A 16,831-nucleotide genomic window follows, 5' to 3' on the forward strand; every position below is an offset into this window, starting at 1 on the left:
TGTTTGGTTTGCGGTGAAGCGGATCGCCTGCGGTGCTGCGCGGCACCAGCGAAGCAAAATTGCTAGACACATCCACCCAGCGACAACTCAATCCTGAGCCACTCCAGGTACCCGAGAATCTCGGCATCGTTACGCTTGCAATACGACCATTTTTGCTGCTTTGAAACCGAGATGAACCTCGCCTGCCTGAGAATCTCAAGGTGCCGGCTCGCTGTTGGCTGGGCGATACCCAGCGCACTTGCGATAAGGGTCATGCAGACGCCGAACTCGACGGGGTCTGCCGACCATTGTTCAGCGAAGTGGTCACGAGGCGCTGCGAGCAGGCGAAGGATCGCCATGCGAACCTCACTGCTCATCGCTTTCATCTGTATTGATCTGTCCATGCCTGCATCATATAGTCATTTAGCTAAATGACAATGTGAGGTGAGCCCATGTTGGATCTACCCTACGCATCGAGCATCGAAGGCAACACCGTCAGATGGGGGAAAATAGGGACCGGCACGCCGCTGGTTGCCATCCATGGCACCCCCTTCTCTTCGCAGGTATGGAGGCGCGTCATACCTCATCTCGCTGACCGCAGGACCGTGTATTACTTCGACCTGGTTGGCTATGGCCTGTCTGAAATGAGAGAGGGCCAGGACGTTTCATTGGCGATGCAGAACAACGTCTTGGCTGCGCTTTTCGAGGAATGGGGCATCGAGCGACCTGACGTCCTGGCCCATGACTTTGGAGGCGCGACAGCACTGCGCGCTTATTACCTGAACGGTCTGCGCTATGCATCCCTCACCATTTTCGATGCCGTAGCCCTGGCACCCTGGGGCTCTCCTTTCGTTCAGCATGTCCGTCAACATGAGGCCGCCTTTGCCGGGATGCCCGACTACATGCACCGGGCGCTGCTGGCAGCCTATCTGCAAACCGCTGCGGCCAATCCCCTCAGTGACGAAGCCCTGCAAGCGTACAGCGCCCCATGGCTGGGGCCGATTGGCCAGGCTGCCTTCTACAGGCAGATCGCACAGATGAATCAGCGCTACACCGACGAAATCGAACCGATTTACGGGAAGCTGGATTGCCCCGTATCGGTGCTTTGGGGCTCGGAGGACGACTGGATTCCCTATTCCCAAGGGGAGCGTCTTGCTGGGCTTATCTCCCGACAGCCCTGCGTGCGAGTAGAGAATTCAGGCCACTTGATGCAGGAAGACAGGCCGGAAGCGATTGTGGCGGCGGTGTTGAAGCAGCTTGGCCCCTGAGGCTGGTTCGCTGGACTGTCTGTATGTCCAAATTCCCAGCGGTCTGTGCCTATCGACAGAGCGATTTCATCGGTACGGTTCTGGCCTCACTGTTTCTGCGAGGTTGTCATGGAGCTGACAGCAATCCCATTTGGTACTACGGACTGGTCAAAAATCGATCCTGTTGCTTATCCGGGCGAGAACGGTACGGCGTATTGGCGAACCTGTCTGTTTGGGGAAGTTCGGGTTCGATGGGTTGAGTACACCCCAGGATATGTGGCCGATCATTGGTGCCGGAAGGGTCATATTCTGTTCTGCCTGGAAGGTCGGCTGGAGACCGAGTTGGAGGATGGTCGGACTTTCACCTTGCAGCCGGGCATGAGCTATCAAGTGGGGGGCGATGCGGAGGCGCACCGGTCGTCGACGGCTACTGGAGCCAAGCTCTTTATTGTGGACTGAGCCTGAACGATCTGGACTCAGGCTCTATGCTTGCGCTTCGGTATGAACCCATCCGGCAACGCCGGGATTAGCTTGGGACGAAAGGGTCGAAATTACCAAGTAGTTCCCGGGCAACGGGCACTGCATACTCGAGCAGCTCCAAAGGAACGTCACGCTCGAACAGCGTCACCTCGAATCTGAGTGTCTCGTCGTTACGAAAGATCTCGAAAATGATCTGGTCGCCGCGGACACACTCAAGCCCCAGGCCATCGTGGCCTAGAGTGACACTTGAGGCCGTGCAGAAGTGGTACTCAACTCCATGAACAATCACGTGGGGTTCTCCTGAAAAACGGGAAAGTACCCGGAAATACTTCTGCTGTAACCCCCCTTCTGTATCACTGAGGCGATTTGGCTTTGAGGGAAAGCAAGCAGGGAAGCGAATGTCTGCCGAAGAGGGGCTTTTGTCAGCATCCCGTAATGGCAGGCACTTCGAAGTCGTATCGTTGACGTTTGCATCGCAGTTCTGATGGAGACCACTCCATCAACGCCAGCCCGCTGCATGCGCGGGCTAGGGTTTCGGGCTTGCCGAGCCTTTCAGGTAGGTCAGCGCATCGCTAAATCGCTGTGCTCGCTCCAGGCTACCGGTCCTGACTGAGCCAAGCTCTCTGCCGTCGTCACCACGAATGACCACCGTGAAGCGGTTAGACCTGCCGCGCTTCTGATAGATGGTGATTTCATCAATGGAGCTCAGATAGATGCGCCTGCTGGCGTCTTTGGTGACACTCCTGCTGCTTCCAGCAGCGATTGCGCCCGAACCTAGAACTGGGCGTTTAATGTTCTCTGGTTTCTCTCAGTGATTCCACGCGAGTAGGCTTCGTCCTACTTAAGCTTCTTGTGATTTTTCATACCTTGAAAAATCAGCAACCGAGCCATTGCCGCTAAGGAGCGCATTTCAGAGGCGGCAACCTCTTCCAGCCGCTCACGGTCGGTAACAGAAAGATGAGTCATGAACGGATTGCTGCATCCGCACGGGGATGGTGATCGCAAAGTTGTGGAGTTATTGGCCGACACGATCTAGGATTCCTTGAACTGTGTATGGCTATTTAAGGGTTGCTATGGCAAAACCACTGATCCAAAAGCTTAATGAGGTTGCTCGTGGGTCGCTGTCAGACGAGTACCTTGTAATGGCTTACACCGTTGAGCTTTCTCTGATCTCGGCCGGTGCTGAACCTTGAAAGGACTACGCGCTTCTTGACCTGTACAAGCTGGCCCAGCCGTTTGCTCTCGGCTTTGTACGAAAAGTGCCTGCGCGGCGATCATGCTGTGTTAGAAACAGGCTCGGAATTCTCATTTACAACCAGTAAACTCGCTTCCTCACCTGTTTTCGCCTTGCCTGATCGCCGCTCGGCGAATTTTGTACTAACCCTAATCATGGAGGAGAAAATTTGCCTTGAGCGTAGGTTTTAGAATTGTTTCGGTTGCTGAATGAACAGCAGCGTCGTGACGTGCTACGCACAATGGAAGCGCTTAGTCTGCTTTCGATAAAAATATTATTAAATAGTTTGTTGTTCGAAAAATGAATTGGGTGGTGCGAAATGAGTTACCTGAGGAAGGATGTTGGCAGCCATAAACATTTGATTAAAACTTCTTTGTTTTGGTGGGCATTGCTATTGCCGGTGCTGTCTGGTGCGATCTTGGCTGGATTGATCGGCTGGGGGTCGGATTTGGGGCAGGCCTGCATATCCTCTCGCTGTGTCCAGAATTTCGTTGGGCATTTCAAGTTCCCTATCACCATTGCCGGGCTGTCTTTACCTTTGGTGGCCATGCCAGCAGCTATACATCGGTCAATGGAAGCGGCGCTTCAGATAGATCTGGCTTCAAAGCAGTACGGTGAGGCTATAAAAAACAATAGATTTGGAAACTATTTAAAGCATCGTGAAAGCTTCGAAAAAGTACTTGATGGGTTTATTGCGAAACACAATGTTGGTGGATCTACAAACGTGGGGCTAAGTACCTACAGGCTGTACGCTAGGCTGTTTCCTGGAAGTGGATATGGACGGATCCAGTGGGCAGGTGAATTTGATGAGGTTTTTTGGGGCAAAATAGAAGATTCTTGTAAAGTCATGCACACTCAGATGGGACAGGCTGAGGATGGGTTTAATGCTGATAAATTTATTTATGCAGTGTCTTACCTGATTGGCGAACTGGAGGTTGATTATGTGGATTTTATTACTATTGAATACACTTCTAGTGCTTCAAGGCCTGTAAGGCTGCATGCTCCAAACAAGGATGATGATTTTGAGGCGATTGCGTTTGCTGCATTCGATTTGGGTGAGATAATAATAGCTATTAGGGGGTTCTTAGGAATTAATGAATTCGATGACCTTCTTGGAGGATATACAATAGATGCAGTTAGCAATGCACTGAGGGCGTATAGAGACAGACTGGAAGTGACAAGATATGATCAGGATGATGATTGAGACTTGATTCCAACTGCTCTCGTCTTTAGTAACGAGCGTTCCTATTATCGATAAATATATGGTGTTTACGTCTTAATTTTTCTTTTTTACCAACGATAAACGATTTCACCTTCCCGGTGCCCTAGGCACTGTACGAAAAGTAATGTCGTAAACACCGCCGCCAGCAAGCCAGCTTGACCATCGCAGCAAAGCTTTCCGCTAGCCAGGCGGCGGTGCTCCTTTAACCAACCAAATCGCCTTTCGATAGCGTTCCGCTGCCGATACTTGGGCCTGTCAAACAGGCGCGGTAAGCCCGGCTTCGGCTTGCGCTTCATGTCACGCAGCAGAATCACCGGCTGCATCCGATAGCGGTCGCAGTATTGCCGCAAGGATTCTGCGTCATAGCCTTTGTCGGCCAGGAGCCAGCGGCAGCGCTTGCGCGGTCTACCTCGGTTCGAGGGGATGTGGACACATGGACAGGCCACCTTGGCAAAGGGCTGGCTCCACACGAGCTAGAGGCGCTGCTTGGCATCGCCCAGGGCATGACCGCCAAACAGATTGCGCAGCAGATGTAGATCACACCTGGCACCGTGGCCAACCGCATCGAGAACGCCATGTTCAAGCTCGGCGTAGCGCGTCGAGCAGCCGCCGTGGCCGAAGCCATGCGACGGCAGATCATTAGCCCGCTATGCATCGCCCTCGCCGGCCTTATCGCTATGCAAGCGGTCATCGACGACAGCGACCCATTGCGCCACGACCGCAGAGCGCCCGAGCGGCGCACTGCCCAGACTCGAATCCTTCGCAAAGCCGAGGTCTTCGAGCACCAAGTCTAAATCCCTCACGAGCCCCCTCACGCTACACACTGCTGCGTCAATCATTCACTAAGGGTATATGCCCACCTCGAGCGCAGGAGATGGTCGATATTATTCAGCTGCCAAAATTTCGAGCTGCTTCAAAAAAGCTTCTGTTGTCGCAAAATTTTGCTCCTTCAAATAATTTTCCCTATGTTCAGCCGGTACTCGCTTGGCTATCAGCACATGAATAAACATATATAAGGAAATGCCATGCTCAACAGGGAATTGTGCTGGAACGACAAAATCCTCCGCCACCTGGCTTATTCTTTTGAGCACAAGCGACTCATAGGAACTCAGCGTTTTCTTTAGATCACCCAACGTAGCCATATTAAAATGAGAAAGGCGAGATATGTCTACTGAATCAAAAACCCTCCACCCCTCAATTTTGGTCCCCAATGCATCTGCCATTGCAGCATCCAATCGTGCAACAACTGGATCATAAGAGACAAAACTTTCAAGGGTTACCCTATCTATCGGCAATAGTAGCTCATCAGAAAAATCAAGATCCGCAATAGATTTTTCCATTGCCTGTGCGACTTCGACAGAGTACGCTTTCAGTTCATCCCTGATATTTATGAACTCACGATCCGCGATTTCTAGCAGACCCGCGAGCCTCGAAAATCGCCGCCTAATGTGCCGAGGTATCTCAACCTCTGACTTATAGCCAGTATCGTGTTCAATTTCAGCCCAGCTATGTTGAAGTATTGATCTAACTTGTATCTCAGCCTTTAGACCCGCAAATGATCTGTACTCTTTTAGCGCGGAACGTTCGGCATTTAGAGAAACAACATAATGCAGAGACAGATAACCAAATCTATCTGGATCCATTGCGACCCGTTTATCTATTGAGTTAACCGCATCAACTTTAAACTCATTTTCTATTAGCCTAGCTATACGATCAACATCATCCTCATAATGGGTAATGAGCCTTATCCCAGCAAGATCTGTAACCTCGTCAAGCGAGCTGTAAACTCTCTTTTTAGAAACCTTGCCCTTAAGGCTTGCGAGTGTCTTACACCGATAGCTCACGGAATGAATCTCAATCGACTCCAGCTTAAGCAGACGCTCAATAAGGGAGCTTAGAGTATTTGAGAAAGATAGATAATTACTCCTATTATCTTCATACCTCTTTACTATATCTTCCAACGCCACGCCCCCCTGCTATTACGAACGAATTTGGAGTAGTAAAAACCATTCCGCCTCAAATTGCCACCATGCCGCATCCAGCACGGAGGCGGCGCGTGCCCAGGAGACACACCATGCAACTCGACATCAACATCGACGGAATCGTAGCCGACTCGGTAGTCACCGCACTTAGCCCGGAAAAGTTGCAGCCGATCATCGACAAGAACGTCCAAAGCGCGGTCACCAGCGCCATCCAAGAGCAATTCAACTGGAATTCGCCATTCAAGAAGCTGCTGGAAGAGAGCCTGGCGGGCGCATGCCTACCAAGATTGCGGGCCTGGGCCGCTACGGGGATCTGGTGCTCAAGACCGTCTCTGCGATGATCAATGACTATCAGGAACAGGCGCTACGCCAGACCATCACGGAAAAGCTCGCCAAGGTGCTTGAGCCGCTGCCTGCTCGCATCAAGCTCTCGGAGCTGATCGACCAGCTCACCAAAGCCTTCGAAGACAGCCACCTCCGCGACAAGCATGGTAGCGAGGCGCCGACGTTCATCATCGAGAAGGGCACAGAGCTTCTCGTCCACCTCCGACTACTGGCACCTCTATGCTGATGCCAACGAGGAGGTACACAAGTATTCCTGCCAAGTGCAGATGGCGTTCATCGGCGAGGGTGAATGCTACTCACTTCGCGTTGGCGAAACCGACATGAAGAAGTCCGTGATTCTTGGCAGCGCTTACGGCGCCGAGGCCCTGGTGTTGAACCTGTACACGGGCGGCACCAAGGTGGAATATGAGCAGGTGTACGTCGGCAACATCCGCTACAGCGAAGAAGCCTACGATTGACTCTACTACGCTGCCCGCAGCGCTTTAGAAGTCCGCCCCTTTTACCTGGCCGACCCCGTTGCCTCTGTTCTTACCGGTATACGAGACATCAGGCGAGCCATCCGGGTTGATCGATAGCGAGATAGTCACGTCGCTGTCCTAGGCTTCGAAGTAGTTGTCGTTGAACTTCTTCAGATTCCCTTCCTTGCCATTGATGTAGATCGGACCGCCCTTGTCGGCGTGCACCTCGATGTTTCCTGGGCAGGTGGCGTTCACCAGCGGAATACCAGCTTGGGCCGCGCTTGAGGCCGCCAGCAAAGCACCTATCAGTAGTCGCTTCATCTCACGCTCCTTGGTGAATTGACGGAGAAGGAAGCAATAGCCCATTTCAGCGCTGCCCGCCAGCGCCTTCGTTTACCGTACTTACCGTGCGGCTTGGACGACAAAGAACGCAGCAGGCCAGATCAGCAATGCAGATTTGGCGAAAATAGACATCACCCGTGTACGGATCCGCCGCAGCTCAACCATCATCACCGCTGTGCAGATGACAATGGCAATCGGCATTAGCCACAGCAGGTGGAAGACACTTATGCCGGTGATTAGCGTGATGCCTATGAGCACCCACCAGTGCATCAAAGCCGCGAGTGTCGCCTTCACGCGAAACTGTGGATTGATGATTACACCTAAGCTCCAGGAAAAAGCAAAAAACAGCACCACACCCCAGGCTGCAATTGCCATCGTCTACCCCCTGTTTTCCGATAAACGCTTGAAGAAATAGCTCACCCTCATACATTCCGCCACCCCGGCGAGGGCGGAGCCTGCACGCAAGGACCACGATGTGACCACAGCAATCGACCTGTTCGCCGGCCTCGGCGGCGCGTGCGCCACAGGCGTACAGGTGCTTTAGGCAGTCAACCACCGCCCCAAATACGAGCGTCTTAGCGCCTATAGATATTTGAACACGCGCTAAAATTTAACGCAGGCAGCTACAACGACGATGGGGATCATCGAAGCATTAGTAGGTGCTCACACACGGTGCAAAGAGCCAGGAAGGTGGAGTTCTTGCGCTCTACTTATTCCAATTGGAGCGATAACGTGGACATTACCAAATTCGGCCCACCCGAGGTTCGCGGTATAGACCTCGACTGCGACATTTACTTCACTCTCAACTCGGCGGAGGTAGAGGGGTTGAGCAATCCTGTGACTGCAGCGGCCATCCTGGCTGCTATGACTCCGCTCGTCCCGCCTTTTGGGGCGATCGCCGCAGCAATGATCCTAGCGTACATAGATACGATGCAGCAGCACTCCAGCGATAGGGGTGTATCTGTTAAGTGTACGATCCGGCAAGGAGCAGGCAGTCTTATGCAAATGAAAGAGTTTATTGCAGAGCCAATATAATACGCTGCTGTTGAAGTTTTAATGTGAAAAGGTCATCGGGACGGATCCCGGTGACACCTAGATCTCTCATCAGTAATATCTCCGAGTTTTGCGGATTGCGCAGGATAGACAACCGGAATTCCGCCAACTGTCCCACAGATAATCTTAATCCTGTCACGCTCACAGTAGTAGATCCCAGCACCTAGGTTCTGTATGAAAACCTTTGAAACCTCACCAGAGCCTCTGGAAGCCTGATTTTCCGTAGAGTTCTCGCTTTTTAGGCGAAGGATTCTGCCATGTCCAAGCGATACGAACTTTCCGACGCAGAATGGGAAATAGTCGCGGACCTCTTCACCGCACATCGACGTACAGGACGCCCGAGAGTCGATGATCGCTTGATGCTCAACGGCGTGTTGTGGGTGCTGTGCTCCGGTGCAACCTGGCGGGACATGCCTGAACGATTCGGGCCTTGGTCGACGGTCTATCAACGATTTCGAGACTGGCGAAACCAAGGAACCTTCAACAAGATGCTCAAGCGGTTACACCTCAAACTCAATGCACAGGGCCAGATTGACTTGACCACCTGGTGCATCGACTCAACCGCCGTGAGGGCCACCCGTGCCTCTGCCGGAGCAGGCAAAAAAGGGGGGCTGAAGAACCAACGGTCCACGCACTTGGACGAAGCCGGGGTGGGTTGACGACGAAAATTCACATGGTCAGTGACGCCCATGGCATCCCACTCCACTTCACGCTCTCAGGTGGTAACGCCAGCGACATCTCCATGCTCAGCGACTACTGGACGGTGTCCACATCTCCTCGAACCGAGGTAGGCCGCGCAAGCGCTGCCGCTGGCTCCTGGCCGACAAAGGCTATGACGCAGAATCCTTGCGGCAATACTGCGACCGCTATCGGATGCAGCCGGTGATTCCGCTGCGTGACATGAAGCGCAAGCCGAAGCCGGGCTTACCGCGCCTGTTTGACTAGCCCAAGTGTCGGCAGCGGAATGCTATCGAACGGCTATTTGGTTGGTTGAAGGAGCACCGCCGCCTAGGTACACGCTATTGCAGGCTAGCGGCGGTGTTTACGACATTACTTTTCGTACAGTGCCTAACTCAAAAAGCAAACCAGAGGTTCACTAGTCACCTATTTTTTATATCCGCAGCTTTTCCCGTAACTTCCTGTATCCTCACATACCAAACCAGAGCAGCAGGTATAACCTTCGACGCCGCAAAGATCCCCTATGCCTGAGCACTTTTCTGCCAGAATCTGCTTATTTTTTTCCTTTTCAGTCAGTAGCATAGACTGCTGTCTGTAGGCGTCCCGCAGCCCACTTCCATTTATCGGCTTTTCCGTCTCAGAAGCGACAGACACTGAGCTTAGGACAACCATGAAAATGGCAATAAAAACTTTCACAGCAAACACCTCGCCAGTAAGTACATGACAAGCTAGATGCTAGCCCACAGAAAGCCATGTGAAATACTCATTCGCTATTAAGCTTATTTACAACACCCTACTTAATTAACCCCCAGCCGCCATACGCATCACATCGAAACCAACTCAGCGCGACACCCATTAGGCACCCAGACAGACTCATAGCAAGGAGACCGTAACAAAATACCGAAAATATCTCCCCATTTTTATTCACTACCGCTATATAGCAGCGCGGTATCGGCAAGCGCCAAGCCTGCCAGGCCAATTACACGACGATAAGCAACTTAAAGAAACGATGCCACTTGAGTCTGCAGACCTGTACCCCCTGCACGGGTCTCCAAGCCCACACCTGAGGCCTATGTGGCGCGGGGCATAGGCACAGAAAATTCGACATGTTTAGCCCGGAGGCTCGGCGGGGAAAATCAAAGGACCACGCGTTTGGGAAAGGCTGGGTAAACTGATAACGAAAACTCAGGTGTGAGCTTGTGTATGCTTACCCCAACGACTGTCGAGGGAGTGCAAGATGTCCGATCCATCTATCAACTTCAAGTGCCTCGGTCACTACAAACGCGACGCCGATAATATCGAGCACTACACCATCGAGGTGACCTGCACGCATAACAATCAAGTGGAAGTTCTTCAAGTCAAGCCGGAGCACCTTCTCTCGGTACAGAGCATGAAAAGGCTTCTCTTGGACCGATGTATTTTCTACTCAACCACTCAAAAGATGCATACCGACGCTATGCTTTCAATGCTGGAGCGCGGTAGCCTCAAAAACAACGCAAACGCAAAGGGTGAAGCACACCGTCAGACGTTGGAGGTGACTTCAATGATCGCGCATGTCCGCCCTTCGCCCTCTGAAGCATAGGCGATCTGAGGTCGTCTCAGCGTGTCGCGACTTAACTCAACGTTGAAAGCTGAAACGTCGTAAATCTCAAATGGCCGCACCAGATATCCCTGATTCACAACGTCCGGATCTTCGGTGGTCACCAAGATATCAAGGGCTGGGTCAAGCTTCTGCAATTGTTCGATCAGTTCACGGACTTTCATAGGGCATCCATCTCCAATGCCACGTATTGACTCGCTGCGGCGGCAATGCGACAGGCATCACATGCAGCCTGTGGGTGAGTTACCGTAAAAATTAACGCTTAAGCCTTACGGCGACTGCTCCTGAAACCAATAATCAGCAGGACAGCTCCGCTAACCATCATCGCTGCTCCGCTATACCCAAAAGCAGGCCGCCCCATTGCGCCAGCTGCTGCGAAGCCAGCTCCGGTGGATAGCAATGGGATGGCTGCGTAGGTGAATGGGGGCCTGGCTGTCTTGCTCATTTCGGTCCTCCTGATTGAGGATCCATTTAATCACATCCGGCTGGCAGCGCGACTTAGCCAAGCCAAGGGTCAGCCTTTCGAGGTGTTCGCCGAGAGGGATGCAGCGCCTATGAGATCGAGCGCCGCTCGCGCAGCGCATCGCGGGGCAAGCCCGCTCCCACATCTGTTTCGGGCCAGTTATGCCTGTGCCGCCGCGGCTGTACGCCTTGGTGCATGCCTCAAGTCAGGACAGACGGCTGCAGCGACCACGCGCAAACAGCGTTGTGCAAACAGGGCGGACCAGGCAATGACACAGGAGTGATTGGCCCGAAATAGATGTGGGAGCGGGCTTGTCCCGCGATGCGCCGCGCGGGCGGCGCTCGATCTCGAGAACACTGCAAGGCTATCGCCAGGCCCCTGCCCGCCCACATGCGATCAAACGCCCCTCGCCCGCCCCTCCAAGAACGCCCTCCCGGACAACTCCCAACCCCAGAAACGCAAAAGCCCTGACAATGTCAGGGCTTCAAATATGGCGGAAGCGTAGAGATTCGAACTCTAGGATAGTTGCCCATCGACGGTTTTCAAGACCGCACCATAAGCGCCCATTTATCAAGGCGTCAACGCAATAATCGGTTCCAAAACTAAGAAGAGATGGCTCGGCTACAGGCCGCATAGAAGAAGGGCCACAATTTCAGTTTTGGAACCGATTTTCACCCCTCCACGGCGTTCTGCCGACCACGATCCGTTCTGGCTCGTCCGCCCCCTCAACCGCCCACCTTTTCCAGCCAAAATGAAGACCTATTCGCGCTCCAGTAGCGCCCACACCCTGGCCGCTTCGGCGAGCTCAAGCATGTCAGAAAGTACACTGGGATCGATCTCGTGGCGCCGGCAGGCGGCATAGGCCATTTCCTCCAGCACGGCGGCGCGCCCATCCGGATCTGTGACTAAGGCTGACTGGTCACTCAGCTCATCTAGCCAGGGCTGAGGGATCCCCATCAGGCTACTCAACACGACACCACCAAGACTGTGAATACAGAACGCCGTCAACCTCTTCGAAGCCAGTGATGTTCATACCGAGCTGTGCCATGCCGTTGACGCAGGCATCGTGCAAACGAGGAATGATGTCCCCGCTCGGACTTGGATTGAAAACCCAGGCTTCAATGCATGGACGCCCAAGCACCTTGCTGTGCCCGTACTCAATGTGCACGTCTGCGCGCAGCGGCTTGATCCTCTTGAGCTGATCGTTGGGGATGACGACACCACGCTCTCGGCGGCGAACAAGGAGAAAGTACATGCGACACCATGACTGTATATGCATACAGTATTTGAGCATCCGAACGAATGGCCTGGCCAGTACCATCCGGCGGGCGGTCCTGCATGACTAGGAAAGGGTGGGCTGCTCCAATGCACTGCTCTGCGAGTCGTCTATATTGAGCTGGGCTTGGATGGACCAAGCGAAACTAGAGGACATGAGCATGGCTGATGATCTGTCGAACCGCGGGCCACAGGACCGCTCTCGGATCAATCTGAGCGAAGACTGGGAAGTCCAGTATTGGACCAAAAAGTTTGGCGTCACCAAGCAGCAGTTATCCGATGCTGTGAAGGCCGTAGGTAGCAGCGCCGACGCTGTGCAAAAGAAGCTTGGCAAATAAGGCTGCGGGTGAGTCAGAGCGCGAGCGTGGTATCGGTCGCGCTTCGCTCTGCTTTGTGGTTACTGCGAAAAACAAGTCTGCCTCGGCGAGTCAGTGACGGGTCAGCGGTTGGTGCCCCAGCGCATAGAGCTGGTATTCGGTCACAGCTTGGAAAGCAGACTCAGCGATTACCCGAAGGCGCTCTACCTCCTCTGCCGAGACTTCGGCGGCCTGAGCATTGTGGTACGTGCGCAGGGCCTCAATTGCCTCGCGTATCAACGGCTCACCCGCCTCTATCATCCCCTCGATGGTTCGCTTCACGGCTCTGTCCTGTTGGCTTGACCAAGGCATTATAGGACGCCTCACAGGCAAGGCTCGCTACTCGGGTTCTATCATAAGCTGCCGCCAGCTCTCGATTCGTTTCGACAGACCTGTCGAGCAGTTCGGAGAGCACCATGGCGGCGCGGCGGGCTGTCTCGCCTCGAGCGGCAATGGCGGGATCTTGGCCGGCACAACCGACGGTGGCAGCGAGCTTTCCGGCTTCGTCGCGCAGCCGCTGGCCAGCAGCATCAGCCCCAGCAGCACCGGTTTCAGCGATCGTTCTTTGTTCCTGAGCATGCGCCCTCACCTCTTCATGTGCCGCAGTGCGGCGCTGTTCCTCCTCCCGGGCGCCGCGCTCGCCCAGCACCTCGGCCAGGCGATCACCGCTGTCCCGCTGTGCAGATGCCGCGACAGCCTCGGCGCGCTCCACCGATCGCCCGTGCTGGTAGACGAGCCAGTACGACCCGACCACGGCCAGCAGCGCGATCACTCGAACGCCCCAGCCGCTCACGCAGCCTCCAGGAACAGATCGCGCTCAGCGGCGCGGCGGCGGACCAGGCCCGGCAGAACCTTGCCCCCCGCCTTGTTCCACCGCGGGAACTGCTCAGCGGCGGCGGCATACTCCCCGGCATTGAGCAGGCGCCGCAGCGTCGACGACTTGAGGTTCGCCGCGCCCAAGTTGTAAGTGAAGCTGATCAGGGCGTCCCACTGGTTCTGGCTCAACGGCGCCGTCACGGCGCGCTGCACCTCCGGCTCGAAGCGCTGGACGTCGTTCAGCAGCATGCGTTCGGCCTGCTCCTTGCTGATCGACATCCCGGACTTCACGCCCCGGGTGGTGCCATAGCCGATGGTCCAGACGCCGACGGCATCCTGATAGGCCTGCAGACGCAGGCCCTCGAACGATTTAATGAGGCTCAAGCCGCGTTGCGATGTACGCATGGGTTTTCTCCAGACAAAAAAATACCGCCCCATAGGCGGTTCGGTGATGTTGCGGTCCGGCTATGCCGGGCGGGTTGGCCGATGATCAGCCTGCCGGTCACCCTCGGTACCGTCCTGCCATTTGCGGACCAGGCCCCGGTAGCACAACCACTAGGGGCTAGTGCCGGGCTTTTCGTTTGCTCCTCGCCGACAAGCGCTCCATGCTCTCCTCCCCACTTGGTCTACCCTTACCCCTTCAAACCACTCACATGAAGGGTGCGAAGATGCCCGCGGATGAGAAGCGGAGATTTGCTGAGGCGCTGGAGCACTGGGCGGAAGCTGTAGATGCGATCCGCGCCCGGGATCGGGCTGAGGCCATTGCCCGCGTCGAGGAACTGGAGAGCGCCCGCCTCATGCAGATTTTGCTCGCCAGCGCACTAGGGGTGCACCACGCCGGGAAGCGCCGCAGTCAAGGGTGAGCGTCGGATGTAAAAAGCCCAGCGCATGGCTGGGCTTAGGACACCTTCTGAGTATCACTCTCGCGGAACGTCTACCTGATCTGGATTCTCGCGCTGCTGCCCCATCCCTTCATCTTCTTCCTCTTCGTCCATGAGCGGATCGTCTTCCACCGAGTCCGGTTGAGTCGGATCATCTGGGTCTCTGCCGCCCTGCTCTCTTGGATCTGTGCTCATAGCTGCATACCTCGGAAGGAATTGCGGGGTACCACAGTTCATTCGAGATTCGCTACTCCACAGCCGTTCGTTTTGTTTATGTCCCACCGGTCGCCTGGACGGGCGCCGAGGCGCTGTCGGCTATTTCTCTGGCCCGAGCTACACCCCACAGCATCGCCGTGGTCATCGACTGGCCAGGCCTGGTCTCATAGGCCTCTTCGTGCAATACATCGCCATCCTGGCCATAAAGTCCGATGAACATTTGAGTGGCGCCAACCCGGGAAAGACGAACCTGCACATCAATGGTCGTTCCAGAATCAAGTATCTCGGTGTGCGTTCGGCAGTGAAGCTGGGCATCCGCCCAATCCCAATAGGTGGAACCTCTCGTTCTCATTTCGATCTCCAATGGATGAGATCTAAGTAAGGCACATCAACGTCATGCCCTCTAGCCCGCCTGTCAGTATCATTGAACTAACTCCCACTTTTGTAATTTGTTGGTCATAGAACGCTCATTGGCTGAGAGCGGCAAGCCATTCCGGTGGCGTCGGACGCCCCGGCAAGTCAGGAAATGTCGAGGATTCCGGCCACTTGCGTAGCGCGCTGCGGAACAACTGAAGTTCGCGGTACTGCTCGGAGGTCAGCGTGGTGCTCGCTTCAAACTCCAGCTCGTCGCGATGGCGCGTCACGATTGAGTCGGTCTGCAGCAACTGCTGATCACGCCACCGGCGCTCACGCTCGGCCAGCACCTCATTGGACGGCGGCGGCGGTTCCGCTAGCTCTGGCTCGCCATCAGCGCCGGGCACGATCACTTGCCCTTCCTCGGTGCCAGCGCACAACTTCGCTCGATGCTCGGTGCTCACCTCCAGGGCGTCGGCGGGCATGGTCAGGTTGTAGGACGGAGAGAACCACCCCGCGAGTTCGAAACTGTAGAACCACACCGGTTCCATCGGCCCCGAAGTCAAATCGTCTTCATGTCCAGTCATCAGTATCCCCAAGCCATCCAGCTGATGTATTGATTTGCCGCCCCGGTGGTGGTCGACACGTCTTGCGTGAGACGCAACGTTGAATTCGACGCAAGCGTCGCATAGGCGCTGTAGTTGCCCTGGTTGTTGGCCGTACCGGCCGCCACAGTAGCGAGGGCACCTCTGCCCATGTTGAAGGTGATAGGCAGCGTGACGTCGACCGACGACTCCGGCGCGACCAGCGTCGTCCCCATCACCAGAAGCAAGCCGCCAGTGCGGTCAGGAATGCGAATGAAGTCCGGTGCACCAAAGTTACGACGGGGTAACAACGCTTCGACGGCCTGGTTAATCAGGTAGTTGGTGTCGGCCCTGGTGTAGACATTGGCCACGTCGGCCTTGCTGGAGGGGTCGAAGTTTCCGCTATGGAACAGCGCTCGCCATTGCCCGGTTCCGTTGGTCTCTACCCGGCGAACGCAAAAGTGATCATGCGTGACGGCCCCCAGGAACTGGATGGCCATCTTCCCGTCCGGGTACTTAATGGACATGCCACCGGCGTAGCTGATACCAACCGGCTTATCCGTCGTGGCATCCGCTGCCGCCAAGAAGCGGGTATCCGTGATATCTGCCATCGCTCCGGCCACAACCCCCGGTACACCGGTTACCCCGCCCAGGTCGGAACTCCCTCCCACCACGCGGCCTGCCGAATCAACAGTCACCTTGGCATACGAACCAGCGGCGACCACGCGACCGAAGGCCAGGGTAAACGTCAGCTCAGTGACTCCCACCGTTATAGGACCAGGCGTGGCCAACTGCCAAACCGAGGGACCATAGGTGGTGCCTGCGGCCACCGCCACGACCAGACCGCCGCCGACATCGCCACCACCGCTGAAGTCATCGGCGCGTCGCCACGCATTGGCTTGCGCGAGCCAGATGCCGTTCAAGGCCTTGCTGGGCTGATCCTTCACCAGAACGCGATCACCGGCTGCGAGCTGCACACCGTCGATCACCTGCAGGCCATCCAGGCCGATGGCGGCCGTGGTCGCCACCCGCACCGCTCGCTTGAAATCTCCCGACAGCATGCTGCGAATCGACCGCAACAGCTGGTCATGTGACGCCTCATCGGGTTCGAGGCCTGCAGCCTTGATGACGTTCACCAGCTCTTCAGTAACGCCGTTGCCCCAAGATGCCGGGATCAACGATCCAGGCTGGCCGGTGGTGGTGTTTTCGTCCACAAAGCGCCCGTCCACCAGGCCGGCGCCTGGTGTGCTCTTTGGATAATCCATG

At 55.3% G+C, this 16,831-nt stretch carries 20 protein-coding genes and 5 pseudogenes; 10 read left to right on the top strand and 15 right to left on the bottom strand.

Annotation, left to right across the window (positions count from 1 at the left end; all coding sequences use genetic code 11):
* Positions 1-62 precede the first annotated feature (62 nt).
* Positions 63-365, bottom strand: coding sequence for an ArsR/SmtB family transcription factor (locus VUG52_RS16555; RefSeq protein ID WP_331831792.1), 303 nt, complete (start codon positions 363-365; stop codon positions 63-65).
* Positions 366-431: 66 nt separating this feature from the next.
* On the opposite strand from VUG52_RS16555, the gene VUG52_RS16560 reads away from it, so the two are divergent.
* The 3 genes from VUG52_RS16560 (at position 432) to VUG52_RS16575 (ending at position 4,144) form a co-directional block, all read left to right on the top strand.
* Complete coding sequence (locus VUG52_RS16560; protein WP_331831793.1) at positions 432-1,247, top strand: alpha/beta fold hydrolase; 816 nt, start codon at positions 432-434, stop codon at positions 1,245-1,247.
* A gap of 108 nt (positions 1,248-1,355) precedes the next feature.
* The gene (locus VUG52_RS16565; protein ID WP_331831794.1) at positions 1,356-1,685 is read left to right on the top strand and encodes a DHCW motif cupin fold protein; all 330 of its coding nucleotides are present in this window, start codon (positions 1,356-1,358) and stop codon (positions 1,683-1,685) included.
* A gap of 1,574 nt (positions 1,686-3,259) precedes the next feature.
* A complete protein-coding gene (locus VUG52_RS16575; protein WP_331831796.1) occupies positions 3,260-4,144 on the top strand; it encodes a hypothetical protein in 885 nt (294 codons plus the stop codon).
* Between the two features lie 121 nt (positions 4,145-4,265).
* Here VUG52_RS16575 and VUG52_RS16580 read toward each other — a convergent pair.
* Positions 4,266-4,593 (bottom strand): annotated as a pseudogene (locus VUG52_RS16580) (transposase); the annotation flags it as partial.
* Here VUG52_RS16580 and VUG52_RS16585 point away from each other — a divergent pair.
* Positions 4,588-4,956: pseudogene (locus VUG52_RS16585) on the top strand (helix-turn-helix domain-containing protein). The pseudogenes VUG52_RS16580 and VUG52_RS16585 sit on opposite strands and share 6 nt — an antisense overlap.
* A 90-nt stretch (positions 4,957-5,046) precedes the next feature.
* On the opposite strand, the gene VUG52_RS16590 reads toward VUG52_RS16585, so the two are convergent.
* Positions 5,047-6,129: a GTP pyrophosphokinase gene (locus tag VUG52_RS16590; protein WP_331831797.1), complete on the bottom strand. Its 1,083-nt coding sequence runs from the start codon at positions 6,127-6,129 to the stop codon at positions 5,047-5,049.
* 107 nt (positions 6,130-6,236) lie between these two features.
* On the opposite strand from VUG52_RS16590, the gene VUG52_RS16595 reads away from it, so the two are divergent.
* From VUG52_RS16595 to VUG52_RS16605, 3 genes are all read left to right on the top strand, one after another.
* On the top strand, positions 6,237-6,485 hold the full coding sequence (locus tag VUG52_RS16595) for a hypothetical protein (protein WP_331831798.1): 249 nt from the start codon (positions 6,237-6,239) through the stop codon (positions 6,483-6,485).
* The gene (locus tag VUG52_RS16600; RefSeq protein WP_331831799.1) at positions 6,419-6,715 is read left to right on the top strand and encodes a hypothetical protein; all 297 of its coding nucleotides are present in this window, start codon (positions 6,419-6,421) and stop codon (positions 6,713-6,715) included. Before VUG52_RS16595 ends, VUG52_RS16600 begins: the two co-directional genes overlap by 67 nt.
* A 94-nt stretch (positions 6,716-6,809) precedes the next feature.
* Entirely contained in the window at positions 6,810-6,947 is a 138-nt protein-coding gene (locus VUG52_RS16605; RefSeq protein WP_331831800.1) for a hypothetical protein, read from the top strand.
* A 24-nt stretch (positions 6,948-6,971) separates the two neighbouring features.
* On the opposite strand, the pseudogene VUG52_RS16610 reads toward VUG52_RS16605, so the two are convergent.
* Together VUG52_RS16610 and VUG52_RS16615 are read right to left on the bottom strand one after the other, a co-directional pair.
* A pseudogene (locus tag VUG52_RS16610) lies at positions 6,972-7,268 on the bottom strand (hypothetical protein).
* A gap of 81 nt (positions 7,269-7,349) precedes the next feature.
* Positions 7,350-7,664 (bottom strand): hypothetical protein, encoded by a 315-nt coding sequence (locus VUG52_RS16615; RefSeq protein WP_331831801.1) that lies wholly within the window; start codon positions 7,662-7,664, stop codon positions 7,350-7,352.
* A gap of 357 nt (positions 7,665-8,021) precedes the next feature.
* Between VUG52_RS16615 and VUG52_RS16620 the strand changes: the two genes are divergently transcribed.
* Both VUG52_RS16620 and VUG52_RS16625 read left to right on the top strand, forming a co-directional pair.
* Positions 8,022-8,324 (top strand): hypothetical protein, encoded by a 303-nt coding sequence (locus tag VUG52_RS16620; protein WP_331831802.1) that lies wholly within the window; start codon positions 8,022-8,024, stop codon positions 8,322-8,324.
* Between the two features lie 275 nt (positions 8,325-8,599).
* A pseudogene (locus VUG52_RS16625) lies at positions 8,600-9,378 on the top strand (IS5 family transposase); the annotation flags it as partial.
* A 1,163-nt stretch (positions 9,379-10,541) separates the two neighbouring features.
* On the opposite strand, the gene VUG52_RS16630 reads toward VUG52_RS16625, so the two are convergent.
* The 3 genes and pseudogenes from VUG52_RS16630 to VUG52_RS16640 form a co-directional block, all read right to left on the bottom strand.
* Positions 10,542-10,784, bottom strand: coding sequence for a hypothetical protein (locus VUG52_RS16630; protein WP_331831803.1), 243 nt, complete (start codon positions 10,782-10,784; stop codon positions 10,542-10,544).
* 951 nt (positions 10,785-11,735) lie between these two features.
* Positions 11,736-12,040, bottom strand: a pseudogene (locus tag VUG52_RS16635) (hypothetical protein).
* Between the two features lie 4 nt (positions 12,041-12,044).
* A complete protein-coding gene (locus tag VUG52_RS16640) occupies positions 12,045-12,338 on the bottom strand; it encodes a hypothetical protein (RefSeq protein ID WP_050706352.1) in 294 nt (97 codons plus the stop codon).
* A 181-nt stretch (positions 12,339-12,519) separates the two neighbouring features.
* Between VUG52_RS16640 and VUG52_RS16645 the strand changes: the two genes are divergently transcribed.
* Positions 12,520-12,696: a DUF3606 domain-containing protein gene (locus VUG52_RS16645; RefSeq protein WP_082337789.1), complete on the top strand. Its 177-nt coding sequence runs from the start codon at positions 12,520-12,522 to the stop codon at positions 12,694-12,696.
* A 90-nt stretch (positions 12,697-12,786) separates the two neighbouring features.
* On the opposite strand, the gene VUG52_RS16650 is transcribed toward VUG52_RS16645, so the two are convergent.
* From VUG52_RS16650 to VUG52_RS16680, 7 genes are all read right to left on the bottom strand, one after another.
* Entirely contained in the window at positions 12,787-12,975 is a 189-nt protein-coding gene (locus VUG52_RS16650; RefSeq protein WP_050706303.1) for a hypothetical protein, read from the bottom strand.
* Entirely contained in the window at positions 12,959-13,507 is a 549-nt protein-coding gene (locus VUG52_RS16655) for a DUF2514 domain-containing protein (RefSeq protein ID WP_050706304.1), read from the bottom strand. Before VUG52_RS16655 ends, VUG52_RS16650 begins: the two co-directional genes overlap by 17 nt.
* The gene (locus tag VUG52_RS16660; protein WP_050706305.1) at positions 13,504-13,935 is read right to left on the bottom strand and encodes a lysozyme; all 432 of its coding nucleotides are present in this window, start codon (positions 13,933-13,935) and stop codon (positions 13,504-13,506) included. The genes VUG52_RS16655 and VUG52_RS16660 overlap by 4 nt, the downstream gene beginning before the upstream one ends.
* A gap of 512 nt (positions 13,936-14,447) precedes the next feature.
* Positions 14,448-14,606: a hypothetical protein gene (locus VUG52_RS16665; RefSeq protein WP_156329648.1), complete on the bottom strand. Its 159-nt coding sequence runs from the start codon at positions 14,604-14,606 to the stop codon at positions 14,448-14,450.
* A gap of 76 nt (positions 14,607-14,682) precedes the next feature.
* Positions 14,683-14,979, bottom strand: coding sequence for a hypothetical protein (locus VUG52_RS16670; protein ID WP_256206010.1), 297 nt, complete (start codon positions 14,977-14,979; stop codon positions 14,683-14,685).
* Positions 14,980-15,094: 115 nt separating this feature from the next.
* The gene (locus VUG52_RS16675; RefSeq protein ID WP_256206011.1) at positions 15,095-15,568 is read right to left on the bottom strand and encodes a phage tail assembly chaperone; all 474 of its coding nucleotides are present in this window, start codon (positions 15,566-15,568) and stop codon (positions 15,095-15,097) included.
* A complete protein-coding gene (locus VUG52_RS16680; protein WP_050706307.1) occupies positions 15,568-16,830 on the bottom strand; it encodes a gp53-like domain-containing protein in 1,263 nt (420 codons plus the stop codon). The genes VUG52_RS16675 and VUG52_RS16680 overlap by 1 nt, the downstream gene beginning before the upstream one ends.
* Position 16,831 lies beyond the last annotated feature (1 nt).

Origin of the sequence: Pseudomonas sp. LH21 (genome assembly GCF_036549575.1) — a bacterium.
Lineage (GTDB): Bacteria > Pseudomonadota > Gammaproteobacteria > Pseudomonadales > Pseudomonadaceae > Aquipseudomonas > Aquipseudomonas peradeniyensis.